The following is a 15719-nucleotide window of genomic DNA, read 5'->3' as shown; positions in this document are numbered from 1 at the left end:
CTCCTAAAATATTGTTTGATAGATTATCTATTCATTCCGCGTTAAAACTTTTTTCTATTATACCATTTATTATTATATATGTATTTGCGTTCATACCGTAATAATCCTCTTTATTCACAAAAAACCTTGAAGAAATAATTTCCTCCAAGGTCACTTTTGCAAAAATTCACTTCATTTCCATTGTGTAAATTTGCATTACTTTTTCCTTCACCATTTGATATACCTCATTTATTTCTTTACTTGCATCAATTTCATGAAATCTTTTTGGGAATCTTTCCTTCAATAATGTAAACCCTTCATGAACCCTTTTATGAAAATCAAGCTCCTCCAGGTCTAATCTATTTACTTCTCTCCCCTTATTATCTTGAATTCTTTTCAGACCAATTTCCACTGGTACATCAAAATAAATAGTGGCATCCGGCATTACATCCTCAATAGCAAATTGATTAATGGAAAACACTTCGTCAATCCCTATGCCTCTTGCAAAACCTTGATACGCAAGGGAGCTATCAATAAAACGATCACAAAGCACGATGGACCCCTTTTTTAAAGCGGGCAATACTCTTTCCACTAAATGCTGTCTTCTGGCAGCAGCATATAATAATGCTTCTGTGCGGGAATCCATTTCGGTATTATTTTTATTTAAAATAACTTCACGAATTTGTTCCGCAATCCTGATACCGCCTGGTTCCCTAGTCATGACAATATCTAGACCATTTTGCTGCAGTTCCTTTCCTAATTTTTGCAGAATGGTTGTTTTTCCAGCCCCCTCAGGCCCCTCAAATGTGATAAATAAACCTTTCATAAGATGTCCTCCGATATTCGACAGAATATAGCTTTTCTACAATTACCTATCTTTAAATACAGATATGTTTCCTTTATATAAAGGAGAAATATCACCTTGAAATTTAGCGTTCAATGCAAGTAACTGCTCTAGTCTTTCAATCTGCTCTTTTTTTATTTTTTCGCCAGGTAGTAGTAATGGTATTCCTGGCGGATAAGGAGTAACCATTTTTGCAGCAACACGATTAATTGCATTCTTTATTTCTACATACTCCACTTCATTATGTTCCATTTCTTCATATGTCATGGACAATGAGGTAAGCTCCCCCTTATTTTTATACAGCATTTTTTCCACTTGTATAGAGGGAGTCCATTTTTCAAGCGAAGTCTTTATTCTTTTCACAGTGTCACCATACGGGTATGTGAAACCTTGCTTGAGTAACGGAAGAACGAAAACAACATGGTATTGATCTGCTAATTCGGTAAAAATGGCTTGTTCCTCTAAAATTTCCTGCAGCTCAAACCCTGAATAACCTTCATAAGAAACAATCACCTTAAGTGGATCCTGCTCTTTTCTTGTTTTTACAGATAACCCGTCAATTAGTGACAACTGTGAAATAAATCGATTTCGATGTGACAGAGTGAATTCCAAATCCTCTTTTGTAAAGTTCGCTAAGTAATGACGAGCAATATCCAAGGAAACCATTATTGGATAAGATGGACTACTTGATTGAAGCATCCCCAGATAATATTTAATCCGTTCATTCGAAACACGTTCACTGTTTATATGTAAATAAGAACCCATCGTCATAGCCGGGAGCATTTTATGTGCGGAATGAATGACTATATCAGCTCCTAATGTGACCCCCGAATCTGGAAAGGGACTACCTATTAGAAAATGTGGTCCATGTGCTTCATCGACGATTACCAAACCATTGTTTTGATGTACAATTTCAATAATATCTTTTAAATTGTACGTAAAACCATAATAATTAGGATACGTCAGGATGCATCCTTTAAGATTAGGGTAGCGTTTAAAAGCATCCCTTACCAGTGACGGTTCTATTTCCATCGGTATACATAATTCATTATCCACTTTTGGGGAAAGAAATATTGGATTTACATTCGCCATAAAAAGTGCATTTAGAACAGACTTATGGCAATTTCGCTGGACAAGGACATAGTCCCCCTTTGTAAAAGATGCTAAAATGCTTGCCACGTTCCCTACGGTACTCCCATTTACAAGAAAATAACTGTTTCTTGACCCATACAATGAACTCAGTAATTTTTGTGCATCAAATATTGGTCCTTCTGGTGCATGTAAATCATCCAGACCTCTTAGCTCTGTTACATCATATTGAAGAAATTTTGCCCACTCAGGGTTTACTTCCTTATATACAAGTCCGTTTTTATGTCCTGGGACATGATAGGATATAGGATGTTTTTCTTTAAAATTATTTAAAGCCTCATATAAGGGAATTCTTTTTTGATTCACTTTTAATGATTACCTTTCCTTCTTTAGCTTATCTTATTGTACTATACGTATCCATAAAGGGGAAACCTTCATATGAAATGATTGAATGACGCTCAAAAAAATAAAAACCAAGCTCCGTTTATATGGCTTGGTTAGGAAATATTTTGTTTGTACGTAATCATTTTTAGTCGTTCAATATAATACTTGTATTTGGGATCATTTGTATCCGTTAAAACCATATCTTTTTCACAATCTTCACAAATAAAGGAAGTATATAGATGGATCCCTTTTTCTTTATTCTGTTCACAAACGATACACGTTTCCCCTGTCTTTCCTATTGCTGAAGAGCTCATGCCTCTCCACCTCCATACCATTCATTATTCCCAACAATTATTTTAATATACAATATTCTAAATATTAGTTCAGGGAATATGAGTACATTTACTATTGTATGTTTTTTAGGTATTCCTTGTGTATGTCTATAACATTATTCCTTTTTTGTTTTGTTAAAGTAAATACTCTCGTGATACATTAGCATAATCTCGCGAAAATGGCACTTAATCTCGTCAATTTAGCAGTTAATCGCGCAAATCGGGACTATAGAACTATTTTTACCATACAAAAAAGCCACAGACCAATATCTGTGACTTTCTCCGATTGCCTGGCAACGTCCTACTCTTGCAGGGGGAGAGCCCCCAACTACCATCGGCGCTGAGAAGCTTAACTTCCGTGTTCGGGATGGGAACGGGTGTGACCTTCTCGCCATAATTACCAGACCTTAGTTTTTTGCCAAAGGCAAAATAACTTTTTTTGTTGTGAGGTTTGTTCCCTCAAAACTAAATACTGTAGAAGAAGAAGTAAAGAGAATCGCTCTATTTTGGTTAAGTCCTCGATCGATTAGTATTCGTCAGCTCCATGTGTCGCCACACTTCCACCTCGAACCTATCAACCTGATCATCTTTCAGGGATCTTACTAGCTTGCGCTATGGGAAATCTCATCTTGAGGGGGGCTTCATGCTTAGATGCTTTCAGCACTTATCCCTTCCGCACATAGCTACCCAGCGATGCCTTTGGCAAGACAACTGGTACACCAGCGGTGCGTCCATCCCGGTCCTCTCGTACTAAGGACAGCTCCTCTCAAATTTCCTACGCCCACGACGGATAGGGACCGAACTGTCTCACGACGTTCTGAACCCAGCTCGCGTACCGCTTTAATGGGCGAACAGCCCAACCCTTGGGACCGACTACAGCCCCAGGATGCGATGAGCCGACATCGAGGTGCCAAACCTCCCCGTCGATGTGGACTCTTGGGGGAGATAAGCCTGTTATCCCCGGGGTAGCTTTTATCCGTTGAGCGATGGCCCTTCCATGCGGAACCACCGGATCACTAAGCCCGACTTTCGTCCCTGCTCGACTTGTAGGTCTCGCAGTCAAGCTCCCTTGTGCCTTTACACTCTACGAATGATTTCCAACCATTCTGAGGGAACCTTTGGGCGCCTCCGTTACTCTTTAGGAGGCGACCGCCCCAGTCAAACTGCCTGCCTGACACTGTCTCCCACCCCGATCAGGGGTGCGGGTTAGAATTTCAATACAGCCAGGGTAGTATCCCACCGACGCCTCCACCGAAGCTGGCGCTCCGGCTTCAAAGGCTCCTACCTATCCTGTACAAGCTGTACCAAAATTCAATATCAGGCTGCAGTAAAGCTCCACGGGGTCTTTCCGTCCTGTCGCGGGTAACCTGCATCTTCACAGGTACTATAATTTCACCGAGTCTCTCGTTGAGACAGTGCCCAGATCGTTACGCCTTTCGTGCGGGTCAGAACTTACCTGACAAGGAATTTCGCTACCTTAGGACCGTTATAGTTACGGCCGCCGTTTACTGGGGCTTCAATTCAGAGCTTCGCTTACGCTAACCCCTCCTCTTAACCTTCCAGCACCGGGCAGGCGTCAGCCCCTATACTTCGCCTTGCGGCTTCGCAGAGACCTGTGTTTTTGCTAAACAGTCGCCTGGGCCTATTCACTGCGGCTCTCTCGGGCTTGCACCCTACCAGAGCACCCCTTCTCCCGAAGTTACGGGGTCATTTTGCCGAGTTCCTTAACGAGAGTTCTCTCGCTCACCTTAGGATTCTCTCCTCGCCTACCTGTGTCGGTTTGCGGTACGGGCACCTTTCACCTCACTAGAGGATTTTCTTGGCAGTGTGGAATCAGGAACTTCGGTACTATATTTCCCTCGCTATCACAGCTCCGCCTTCACGGTTACGGGATTTGCCTCGTAACCAGCCTAACTGCTTAGACGCACATAACCAGCAGTGCGCTTACCCTATCCTCCTGCGTCCCCCCATCGTTCAAACGGTGAAGAGGTGGTACAGGAATATCAACCTGTTGTCCATCGCCTACGCCTTTCGGCCTCGGCTTAGGTCCCGACTAACCCTGAGCGGACGAGCCTTCCTCAGGAAACCTTAGGCATTCGGTGGAAGGGATTCTCACCCTTCTTTCGCTACTCATACCGGCATTCTCACTTCTAAGCGCTCCACTAGTCCTTCCGGTCTAGCTTCACCGCCCTTAGAACGCTCTCCTACCACGGACACCTGTCAGGTGTCCATCCACAGCTTCGGTGATACGTTTAGCCCCGGTACATTTTCGGCGCAGAGTCACTCGACCAGTGAGCTATTACGCACTCTTTAAATGGTGGCTGCTTCTAAGCCAACATCCTGGTTGTCTAAGCAACTCCACATCCTTTTCCACTTAACGTATACTTTGGGACCTTAGCTGGTGGTCTGGGCTGTTTCCCTTTTGACTACGGATCTTATCACTCGCAGTCTGACTCCCAAGCATAAGTATTTGGCATTCGGAGTTTGTCTGAATTCGGTAACCCGATGAGGGCCCCTAGTCCAAACAGTGCTCTACCTCCAATACTCTTCATCTTGAGGCTAGCCCTAAAGCTATTTCGGAGAGAACCAGCTATCTCCAAGTTCGATTGGAATTTCTCCGCTACCCACACCTCATCCCCGCACTTTTCAACGTGCGTGGGTTCGGGCCTCCAGTAAGTGTTACCTTACCTTCACCCTGGACATGGGTAGATCACCTGGTTTCGGGTCTACGACCTCATACTTATTCGCCCTATTCAGACTCGCTTTCGCTGCGGCTCCGCTTCATCAGCTTAACCTTGCATGAAATCGTAACTCGCCGGTTCATTCTACAAAAGGCACGCTATCACCCATTAACGGGCTCTAACTACTTGTAGGCACACGGTTTCAGGTTCTCTTTCACTCCCCTCCCGGGGTGCTTTTCACCTTTCCCTCACGGTACTGGTTCACTATCGGTCACTAGGGAGTATTTAGCCTTGGGAGATGGTCCTCCCTGCTTCCGACGGGATTTCACGTGTCCCGCCGTACTCAGGATCCACTCTGGAGGGAACGAAGTTTCAACTACAGGGTTGTTACCTTCTTTGACGGGCCTTTCCAGACCTCTTCATCTACTCCGTTCCTTTGTAACTCCGTATAGAGTGTCCTACAACCCCAAGAGGCAAGCCTCTTGGTTTGGGCTTCTTCCGTTTCGCTCGCCGCTACTCAGGAAATCGCGTTTGCTTTCTCTTCCTCCGGGTACTTAGATGTTTCAGTTCCCCGGGTCTGCCTTCATTACCCTATGTATTCAGGTAAAGATACTGCTCCATTACGAGCAGTGGGTTCCCCCATTCGGAAATCTCCGGATCAAAGCTTGCTTACAGCTCCCCGAAGCATATCGGTGTTAGTCCCGTCCTTCATCGGCTCCTAGTGCCAAGGCATCCACCGTGCGCCCTTACTAACTTAACCTATAAGGTTATTACTACTTTAAAATGGATGAAATCCATAAAGTGGCGATTCTCGGTTTTACTTGGTTTCTTCTATCAGTATCTAGTTTTCAAGGAACAAAAATTGGTGGAGCCTAGCGGGATCGAACCGCTGACCTCCTGCGTGCAAAGCAGGCGCTCTCCCAGCTGAGCTAAGGCCCCATAATGAAATATGCAATTATAATGGTGGGCCTAAATGGACTCGAACCATCGACCTCACGCTTATCAGGCGTGCGCTCTAACCAGCTGAGCTATAGGCCCATCTTTCTTTCTCATAGAAAGATTGCTCTTTCAAAACTAAACAGAACGAAAACGTCTCTTCGTAACCACGAAAGTGGTTTTCCATTATCCTTAGAAAGGAGGTGATCCAGCCGCACCTTCCGATACGGCTACCTTGTTACGACTTCACCCCAATCATCTGTCCCACCTTCGGCGGCTGGCTCCAAAAGGTTACCTCACCGACTTCGGGTGTTACAAACTCTCGTGGTGTGACGGGCGGTGTGTACAAGGCCCGGGAACGTATTCACCGCGGCATGCTGATCCGCGATTACTAGCGATTCCGGCTTCATGCAGGCGAGTTGCAGCCTGCAATCCGAACTGAGAATGGTTTTATGGGATTGGCTTAACCTCGCGGTCTCGCAGCCCTTTGTACCATCCATTGTAGCACGTGTGTAGCCCAGGTCATAAGGGGCATGATGATTTGACGTCATCCCCACCTTCCTCCGGTTTGTCACCGGCAGTCACCTTAGAGTGCCCAACTGAATGCTGGCAACTAAGGTCAAGGGTTGCGCTCGTTGCGGGACTTAACCCAACATCTCACGACACGAGCTGACGACAACCATGCACCACCTGTCACTCTGTCCCCCGAAGGGGAACGCCCTATCTCTAGGGTTGTCAGAGGATGTCAAGACCTGGTAAGGTTCTTCGCGTTGCTTCGAATTAAACCACATGCTCCACCGCTTGTGCGGGCCCCCGTCAATTCCTTTGAGTTTCAGCCTTGCGGCCGTACTCCCCAGGCGGAGTGCTTAATGCGTTAGCTGCAGCACTAAAGGGCGGAAACCCTCTAACACTTAGCACTCATCGTTTACGGCGTGGACTACCAGGGTATCTAATCCTGTTCGCTCCCCACGCTTTCGCGCCTCAGCGTCAGTTACAGACCAGAGAGTCGCCTTCGCCACTGGTGTTCCTCCACATCTCTACGCATTTCACCGCTACACGTGGAATTCCACTCTCCTCTTCTGCACTCAAGTCTCCCAGTTTCCAATGACCCTCCACGGTTGAGCCGTGGGCTTTCACATCAGACTTAAGAAACCGCCTGCGCGCGCTTTACGCCCAATAATTCCGGACAACGCTTGCCACCTACGTATTACCGCGGCTGCTGGCACGTAGTTAGCCGTGGCTTTCTGGTTAGGTACCGTCAAGGTACCGCCCTATTCGAACGATACTTGTTCTTCCCTAACAACAGAGTTTTACGATCCGAAAACCTTCATCACTCACGCGGCGTTGCTCCGTCAGACTTTCGTCCATTGCGGAAGATTCCCTACTGCTGCCTCCCGTAGGAGTCTGGGCCGTGTCTCAGTCCCAGTGTGGCCGATCACCCTCTCAGGTCGGCTACGCATCGTTGCCTTGGTGAGCCGTTACCTCACCAACTAGCTAATGCGCCGCGGGTCCATCTGTAAGTGATAGCCGAAGCCATCTTTCAATCTTTCCTCATGCGAGGAAAGAAGTTATCCGGTATTAGCCCCGGTTTCCCGGAGTTATCCCAGTCTTACAGGCAGGTTACCCACGTGTTACTCACCCGTCCGCCGCTAACTTTTAAAAGCAAGCTTTTAAAAGTCCGCTCGACTTGCATGTATTAGGCACGCCGCCAGCGTTCGTCCTGAGCCAGGATCAAACTCTCCAAAAAAGTGTTTGATGTAGCTCATTATTTAAAACATTGACGTTTTGTTCTGTTTAGTTTTCAAAGATCAATCATTGTTGCTTTTTTAATGAAGCAACTTTTATATAATATCACTTTTAAATCCCTTTGTCAAATGTTTTTTTCTTATTATTTGACTGAAGTATTTCAGCGACGTTTTATATATTATCATCTATTATATCCAAAGTCAATAAAAACATTAAAAATTCCTCAAAAGAGGAATTTTTAATGAAGAATCCAAGTTTGAATAATGGTTAAACCTATTACACCGGGGATTCCTAACAAACCTGATATGGCAGTTGTTATGAAATTAATTGGAACATGAAGACCATAGTGACTTCCTATAGTATTTAAAAAGAACAAAAATACGGCTCCTATTATAAACTTTATAAGCAATTGACCAAACCATTTCACTGGTTTTCCCAATGTCCCTGCAGCTAACAATAGTAAAATCAAAACAATAATAATGGATACTATGATAACTGGGCTCAATTTCTCCACTCCTTATTTCTGCATATTTACTATCCATTTTATGAACAGATTGTCCAAAAAGAACTTTTATGCAGAAATAATCAATGGATTCTATACTTTTATTCTTAAATTTCGTTTTTTAGCTTCTCTGAAGAGAAAGAAATATTTCGCTTCAGCCGTCATTTTATAATAATTAAGCTCTTCATCATATTCAAAACTCATATCAACCAAGGATTTTTGATGTATCCAATCTTTTCTTGCGGTTGTCATTAGATTGATCAGCTTTTGATCATATTCTTCTCGCAGCTTTTGTTTTCGTCCAAACAAGAGAGTTCACCCCGCTTATACTTCTCTTCTTCCCTCAAGTGCCTTGGATAAAGTAACTTCATCCGCATATTCTAAATCTCCACCAACAGGTAAACCATGAGCAATACGAGTAATTTTGATACCAGATGGTTTCAATAATCTAGAGATATACATTGCGGTTGCTTCTCCTTCAATATTCGGATTCGTGGCTAATATTACTTCTTGAACTGTTTCATCCTGAAGCCTTTTTAATAAATCGGGTACATTAATATCCTCCGGGCCAATCCCATCCATCGGAGAAATCGCCCCATGTAGAACGTGATATAATCCATTAAATTCCTTCATTTTTTCCATTGCTATAACATCCTTAGGATCTTGCACTACACAAATGACACTTCTGTCTCTTCTTTGATCAGTACAAATATAGCAAGGATCTTGATCGGTTATATGACCGCAAACCGAACAATAGCCTAGATTTCGTTTTGCATCTACAAGTGCTTTTGCAAAGTCAAGCACTATGTCTTCTTTCATGGTTAACACAAAAAACGCCAGTCTTGAAGCCGTCTTTGGGCCAATCCCTGGCAGTTTCATAAAGCTATCCATGAGCTTTGTAATCGGTTCAGGATAATGCATTCTTTATTTCCCCTTAAAAACCTGGTAGATTTAGTCCTTTTGTAAATTGTCCCATTGTTTGGTTCGTTAGTTCATCTGCCTTTTTCAATGCATCATTTGTAGCAGCCAAAACAAGATCTTGAAGCATTTCAATATCTTCAGGATCTACAACCTCTTCTTTAATATTTACTTCTAACACTTCTTTATGCCCGGAAACAATTACTGATACCATTCCTCCGCCGGCAGTACCTTCAATACGTTGTTCCCCCAATTGTTCCTGTGCTTCTGCCATTTTTTTTTGCATTTTTTGCATTTGTTTCATCATATTTTGCATATTACCCATGCCACGCATTTTCATCATCCTCCAAATTCATTAATCCTGTATTTCAATTAAATCTATACCAACTAATTTCTTAGCTTCTGCAATAATTGGATCATCCTCAGCTTCTTCTTGCGCATCCCCAGATGAATCCATATTATTTTTCAAAAAATCTTCCCTAACTTCATTCCATTGATTCTCCGGAATGCCAACAGCTTGATAATGGATTCCTGTTATCTCCTGAAGAATAGAAGAAATAGCTTCTAGAAATTTATTATTTTCCATGGCCATTTGGCAATGAATTTCATATTTAAACTTCAATACAAACGCATTGTTCGAGGCCGCAACAGGCTCTGCCTCATTCAGTAATGCCGCCTGGGATCGCATTTGGCGATTATTTAGCATCTCCAGCATATCGCCCCATCGGCTTTTAATGAGTTGTAAATCCTGTTTGGTTGCCCCTTTTAATATATCATGAATTCTTCCCGTTTGTACCTTATATCCTTTCCCAGTTCGAGGAGCTCTTTTAGCAGCTTGAGGCTTTTCCTCTTGAGAAACGGTTACACCATTTTCTTTAAGAGCTTGTATTTCCTTTTCAAGCCTTTCTATTTTACCAAGCAAATTTTGAACATCGTCACTATGATGTACAGTTGCCACCTTTGTTTCACATAAACGTATTAAGGCAACTTCGATATACATTTTTGCTATATTGGAAAATTTCATTTCTTGCTGTGTCCTATTTAATATATCAATGTATTCATAAATTTGCTCGTTGGTTATAGTTTGCGCAAGGTTTTGGAAATCTGTGTCAACCATAACGCGCTCAATAGACTCCTCAAGATTTGGTGCCGTTTTATATAACAGCATATCCCGAAAATAAAGAATCAAATCCTCGATAAACCTTGTTTCGTCTTTTCCCTGATATAACAGATCCTCCAACGTTTTCAATGCGAGAGCTACATTATTTTCCTTTATCGATAAAGCCAATTGATTTAAATACTCTTGAGAAATAGCACCTGTTACAGTTAGTGCATCATTCACTGTAACGACTTCATCACTAAATGAAACAGCTTGATCGAGTAAGCTTAAAGCATCCCGAAGTCCGCCCTCTGCCGCACGTGCAATTATTTCAAAAGCTTTTTCCTCGAATTGTATCCCAGACCCATTTGCAATATGCACCATTCTTTTCATAATATCTTTTGCTGTGATCCTTTTAAAATCAAAGCGCTGGCACCTAGAAATAATGGTTAACGGTATTTTATGAGGTTCTGTCGTCGCCAAAATGAAGATGACATGTTGAGGAGGCTCCTCCAATGTTTTTAAAAGCGCATTAAATGCCCCAATGGAAAGCATATGAACTTCATCAATAATATAGACCTTATACGGTACAGCATTTGGCGCAAATTTCACTTTATCACGGATATCCCTAATTTCCTCAACGCCATTATTGGAGGCTGCATCAATTTCAATAACATCTGGAATAGATCCGTCGGTTATACCTCGACACGCTGCACATTCATTGCATGGTTCTGCTACTGGGGCTTTTTCACAATTTATTGCTTTAGCCAAAATTTTTGCAGCACTTGTTTTACCAGTTCCTCTTGGCCCGGAAAATAAATAAGCATGTGAAATCTTTTGCTGCAGGAGGGCATTCTGAAGTGTCTTCGTTACATGCTCTTGTCCCGCAACATCTTCAAATGATTGCGGTCGCCACACTCTATATAATGCTTGATATGCCATGTCCCTCCCACCTTCTTTATAAAATATTTTATATCCATTTAAGTTCTAATAATATTGCTTTTCCCTATTATACATTATACAGTCGCAATTTCCCATTTATAAAGGGGAAACTATTTTAATTTCAAATAATGCAAAAAACCCATCCAAATTGGATGAGTTAGTATGTAGAAGTAACTGCCGTGCACCTTCCCTCGACTAGCTCCCATAAGCGTTACTTAAGCAGTTAGCTCGGCTCAGGCTGCCCTGCGGCACATGGAAGAGTCCACTTAATGCTGCTTCCTTCCGGACCTGACATGGTTCATGGATTTCCATTGCGCAGGACCCAAGCGTCAACACCACTTACTTAAGGCAGACCCTACAGGAAACTAGCCTCAAGAAGGGATTCAGTCCCGCTAGAGCGGATTGCGGGTACAGGGCACCGCTACCTCCCCACCTAGCACGGCAAAGTTGATACCATATTAAGTTGCGTTTAATTAACGCTAAACATAGTATACTAGTGTTTGAACAAAAAATCAATGAATAGTGCGTTGTTAATTATTGGCCGCATTGCCACTCAACTTTTCCTGCTTTTTTTTATGGCGAATTTCCCGAAAAAATGTACTTAACATTTCTCCACATTCTTTTCCTAAAACATCACTGGTTACTTCACATTGATGGTTGAACCTTTCATCTTCTAATAAATTCATCAAACTGCCTGCGCAACCTGCTTTAGGATCATACGCACCAAATACAACTCTCTTTATTCTTGAAAGAATAATTGCCCCGCTGCACATAGGGCAAGGCTCTAAAGTGACATAAAGAACAGCATTCTCCAGCCGCCATGAACCAATACGATTACATGCTTCTTGAATCGCTAGTATTTCTGCATGTGTTGTAGCATTTTGAGTTGTTTCTCGTAGGTTGTGGGCAGATGCCACTACTTCGTTGTCCAAAACAATAACAGCCCCAATCGGAACCTCATTTATTTCCGCAGCCTTTTTAGCCTCTTCCAAAGCCAGACTCATAAAATGTCTATCATCTAAACCTGTATCTAATGTCATCATTATAACCTCTGTTTATTAAGTACGAATTTCTTCGCCTATTATAACCAATTAGTAAATGAATTTATAGGATTTATCGTCATTACTCAAAACATAACATTTTTTTTCATAGGAGACATAGAATGTTTAAGAGTTATATTTGCTTTTTATCACATATACATTTTATTTTAAATAGAGGAGGGTTTGCATTGCAAATACATGTGGTTAAACCAAATGAAACAGTTGCGGGGATAGCAAGATTGTACCAAGTTTCAGCAAATGAGCTTACGTCCGCTAATGAACTTCCAAACCCAGATCATTTAGTGGAAGGGCAAGCCTTAGTAATCCCCATTATCGGAAGCTTTTATTGGGTGCAACGCGGTGACAGTCTAACCTCCATTGCCCGTAAATTCCATACCACTCCAGCTGAACTCGCGAGGATCAATGGTATTTCAATCAACCAACCATTACATGTAGGAATGAAATTATATATATCCCAACAAAGAAAAGTGAATGCTGAATTTAATGCTTATGTAGAACCGTTTGGAAATACTGTATCTACCGCTTTAGAAAACAGTTCTCGTGAGGCGGCACCATACTTAACTTACTTATCTCCCTTTGCATTTCGAGTAAATCGTGATGGATCATTAATAGCCCCCCCTTTAGGAAACCTGCCTGAGATTGCAAGAAGAAACAAAAACGTCTTAGTTATGGCTATAAATAACCAAGAGCAAGGGCAATTTAGCGATGAATTAGGAAGAATTTTATTAACGGATCAAGCCATCCAAAACACATTTTTAAATAATATTGTTTCCACTGCTAAAAGGTACGGTTTCCGTGATATTCATATTGATTTTGAGTATTTACGTCCGCAAGATAAAGATGCCTATAATCAATTTTTACGAAAAGCAAAAAATCTCTTTTCGAAGGAAGGTTGGTTTTTGTCCACTGCTTTAGCACCAAAAATAAGCTCAACACAGAAAGGTCGCTGGTATGAAGCTCATGATTATAAAGCTCATGGTGAAATTGTAGATTTTGTCGTTATTATGACATATGAATGGGGCTATAGCGGCGGGCCACCAATGGCCGTATCTCCCATTAATCAAGTTAGGAAAGTGTTAGAATACGCTGTAAAGGAAATACCTTCCAAGAAAATTTTGATGGGACAGAATCTCTATGGGTATGACTGGACACTTCCTTTTACTCCCGGAAAAGATATTGCCAAAGCAATAAGCCCCCAACAAGCTATTAAAATTGCTGCCAATCACAATGTCCCTATTAAATATGATTCCGCGGCTCAAGCTCCAAATATTGACTATGTTGACGATTCCGGTAAAAAACATAAGGTTTGGTTTGAAGATGCAAGATCGATTCAAGCGAAATTTAATCTTCTCAAAGAACTAAATTTACGTGGTATGAGCTATTGGAAATTAGGTTTATCTTTTCCGCAAAATTGGCTGTTAATTGTAGAAAATTTCAATGTAGAAAAAAAGTGATTCAAAATTTCCCCTTTTACGCATAAAGGGGGATTTTTGATTTAAAAACATATAATATCTGACTAACGCAGTGCCTATCGGCTAGCGGATTTCTCCGTCTCCTCCCCACGATAATTGACATCAAGCAAAATTTGAAGTACAAATTTCACTCATCCGTACGCCGATGAGCAAGGCGCCTAACGCTTCCCTTTTTAGAATTATATTCCGTACCACACCTTTTTAACATGTGCTAAAATATGTATTAGTGTGCTTTTTACGACGTTTTATTCATTTTCCATATGGAAAGATGACTACTTGAGGAGGACAGTAAATGGAAACTCTACCGTTTATAACGGTTGAAGGGCCAATTGGTATAGGCAAAACCTCTCTCGCAAAGGCAATTTCTTCCCACTTACACTATCATCTGTTAAAAGAAATTGTAGACGAGAACCCATTTCTTGAAAAATTCTACGATAATATTGAGGAATGGAGTTTTCAACTAGAGATGTTTTTCCTTTGTAATCGCTACAAACAACTAGAGGATATTAACACTGACTATCTCCTAAAAAACAAGCCAGTTGTGTCTGATTATCATATTTTTAAAAACTTAATATTTGCCAGGAGAACGTTAAAAACAGACCAATATCAAAAATACCTGCAAATATACAACATTTTAATAAAAGATATGCCTCAGCCTAATTTAGTTATTTACTTAAATGCTAGTTTAGATACTGTCATGAAAAGAATCAAAATGAGAGGCAGAGATTTTGAAAAGAATATAAGTGCGGATTATTTAAAACAATTATCAGCAGACTATGACCTTTTTATGGATAATTTTGAACGTACTCATCCAAGCATCCCTGTATTGCGATTTAATGGAGACGACCTTGATTTTATCCAATACGAAGGTGATCTTCAATATATTTTGGATCAATTATCCTTAACTTTACAAAAAGGGGCACAGTGCTATGGAACTTCGCAATAAATACGGTATCCCCAACAATACAGTTATCACAATTGCCGGAACTGTTGGAGTGGGAAAATCCACGATGACGAAAACATTAGCTAAAGCGTTAAATTTTCGTACATCCTTTGAAAAAGTAGATTCCAATCCATATTTGGACAAGTTTTATAATGACTTTAAAAGATGGAGTTTTCATTTACAAATCTATTTTTTAGGGGAACGCTTTAAAGAACAAAAGAGAATTTTCGAGTATGGTGGAGGATTCATTCAAGATCGATCGATTTACGAAGATACTGGGATTTTTGCCAAAATGCATTATGAAAAAGGGAACATGTCTGAAGTAGATTATGAGACATATAAAAATTTATTTGATGCTATGGTAATGACACCTTATTTCCCTCATCCGGACTTATTGATTTATTTAGATGGATCTATCGAAGATATTTTGGAAAGAATTCAAAAGCGCGGCAGACCTATGGAACAAAAGACGCCTATTGAATACTGGATTGAGATGCATAAACGCTATGAGGATTGGATTAATTCTTTCAATGCTTGTCCTGTTCTCCGTTTGAATATTAACGATTATGATTTATTAAATGATGAAGAAAGCATTGAACCAATTATTGAAAGAATAAGCTATTTTCTTAAACAAACACAATTGTTAAGAAATAAATAAGATATACTCTAGTTCCAACTTCACCCTCAATCTCAGGCGGGACCAGAGGTAATTCACGAGCTAGTGAAAAGTAGTTCGAATTTCACCTTTATATCACAAACTTCCTTATCATATTAAAAGAAGTCGCCTAAAA

At 41.3% G+C, this 15719-nt stretch carries 12 protein-coding genes, 2 tRNA genes, 3 rRNA genes and 1 other RNA gene; 3 read left to right on the top strand and 15 right to left on the bottom strand.

The features are described from left to right. Positions 1 to 166: 166 nt before the first annotated feature. From tmk to tadA, 15 genes are all read right to left on the bottom strand, one after another. Positions 167 to 805, bottom strand: a complete 639-nt coding sequence (tmk, locus tag AN964_RS20480; protein ID WP_055741660.1) for a dTMP kinase — start codon at positions 803 to 805, stop codon at positions 167 to 169. Positions 806 to 847: 42 nt separating this feature from the next. After that, positions 848 to 2278 (bottom strand): aminotransferase class I/II-fold pyridoxal phosphate-dependent enzyme, encoded by a 1431-nt coding sequence (locus AN964_RS20475; protein WP_055741659.1) that lies wholly within the window; start codon positions 2276 to 2278, stop codon positions 848 to 850. A 131-nt stretch (positions 2279 to 2409) separates the two neighbouring features. Beyond that, complete coding sequence (locus tag AN964_RS20470) at positions 2410 to 2610, bottom strand: sigma factor G inhibitor Gin (RefSeq protein WP_055741658.1); 201 nt, start codon at positions 2608 to 2610, stop codon at positions 2410 to 2412. 306 nt (positions 2611 to 2916) lie between these two features. Next, positions 2917 to 3033 (bottom strand): 5S ribosomal RNA (gene rrf / locus AN964_RS20465). Between the two features lie 101 nt (positions 3034 to 3134). Continuing rightward, a 23S ribosomal RNA gene (locus AN964_RS20460) occupies positions 3135 to 6069 on the bottom strand. A gap of 103 nt (positions 6070 to 6172) precedes the next feature. Further along, positions 6173 to 6248, bottom strand: a tRNA-Ala gene (locus AN964_RS20455). A gap of 22 nt (positions 6249 to 6270) precedes the next feature. Then, positions 6271 to 6347, bottom strand: a tRNA-Ile gene (locus AN964_RS20450). Between the two features lie 94 nt (positions 6348 to 6441). Then, positions 6442 to 7992: ribosomal RNA gene (locus tag AN964_RS20445) — 16S ribosomal RNA — on the bottom strand. The 16S, 23S and 5S rRNA genes sit together here with 2 tRNA genes alongside, the layout of an rRNA operon. Before the next feature lie 237 nt (positions 7993 to 8229). Next, entirely contained in the window at positions 8230 to 8496 is a 267-nt protein-coding gene (locus AN964_RS20440) for a pro-sigmaK processing inhibitor BofA family protein (protein WP_055741657.1), read from the bottom strand. A gap of 90 nt (positions 8497 to 8586) precedes the next feature. Beyond that, on the bottom strand, positions 8587 to 8802 hold the full coding sequence (locus AN964_RS20435; protein ID WP_055741656.1) for a YaaL family protein: 216 nt from the start codon (positions 8800 to 8802) through the stop codon (positions 8587 to 8589). 15 nt (positions 8803 to 8817) lie between these two features. After that, a complete protein-coding gene (gene recR / locus AN964_RS20430) occupies positions 8818 to 9414 on the bottom strand; it encodes a recombination mediator RecR (RefSeq protein WP_055741655.1) in 597 nt (198 codons plus the stop codon). Positions 9415 to 9427: 13 nt separating this feature from the next. Continuing rightward, positions 9428 to 9745, bottom strand: coding sequence for a YbaB/EbfC family nucleoid-associated protein (locus tag AN964_RS20425; RefSeq protein ID WP_055741654.1), 318 nt, complete (start codon positions 9743 to 9745; stop codon positions 9428 to 9430). A gap of 21 nt (positions 9746 to 9766) precedes the next feature. Beyond that, on the bottom strand, positions 9767 to 11452 hold the full coding sequence (gene dnaX, locus AN964_RS20420) for a DNA polymerase III subunit gamma/tau (RefSeq protein WP_055741653.1): 1686 nt from the start codon (positions 11450 to 11452) through the stop codon (positions 9767 to 9769). A 177-nt stretch (positions 11453 to 11629) separates the two neighbouring features. After that, positions 11630 to 11894, bottom strand: an RNA gene (ffs, locus tag AN964_RS25765) — signal recognition particle sRNA large type. Between the two features lie 88 nt (positions 11895 to 11982). After that, positions 11983 to 12492 (bottom strand): tRNA adenosine(34) deaminase TadA, encoded by a 510-nt coding sequence (gene tadA / locus AN964_RS20415; protein WP_055741652.1) that lies wholly within the window; start codon positions 12490 to 12492, stop codon positions 11983 to 11985. A 188-nt stretch (positions 12493 to 12680) separates the two neighbouring features. Here tadA and AN964_RS20410 point away from each other — a divergent pair, with 188 nt between their 5' ends. From AN964_RS20410 to AN964_RS20400, 3 genes are all read left to right on the top strand, one after another. After that, positions 12681 to 13967: a glycosyl hydrolase family 18 protein gene (locus AN964_RS20410; protein WP_055741651.1), complete on the top strand. Its 1287-nt coding sequence runs from the start codon at positions 12681 to 12683 to the stop codon at positions 13965 to 13967. Between the two features lie 310 nt (positions 13968 to 14277). After that, a complete protein-coding gene (locus AN964_RS20405; RefSeq protein WP_055741650.1) occupies positions 14278 to 14931 on the top strand; it encodes a deoxynucleoside kinase in 654 nt (217 codons plus the stop codon). Further along, positions 14915 to 15586 carry a deoxynucleoside kinase gene (locus AN964_RS20400; protein ID WP_055741649.1) on the top strand — a complete coding sequence of 224 codons (672 nt, stop codon included), beginning with the start codon at positions 14915 to 14917 and terminating at the stop codon, positions 15584 to 15586. Before AN964_RS20405 ends, AN964_RS20400 begins: the two co-directional genes overlap by 17 nt. Positions 15587 to 15719 lie beyond the last annotated feature (133 nt).

This window comes from Heyndrickxia shackletonii (assembly GCF_001420715.1).
GTDB classification, from domain to species: Bacteria; Bacillota; Bacilli; order Bacillales; family Bacillaceae_C; genus Margalitia; species Margalitia shackletonii.
Note: the sequence above shows the minus strand (reverse complement) of the source record. Positions and strands in the feature narration are given on the sequence as shown.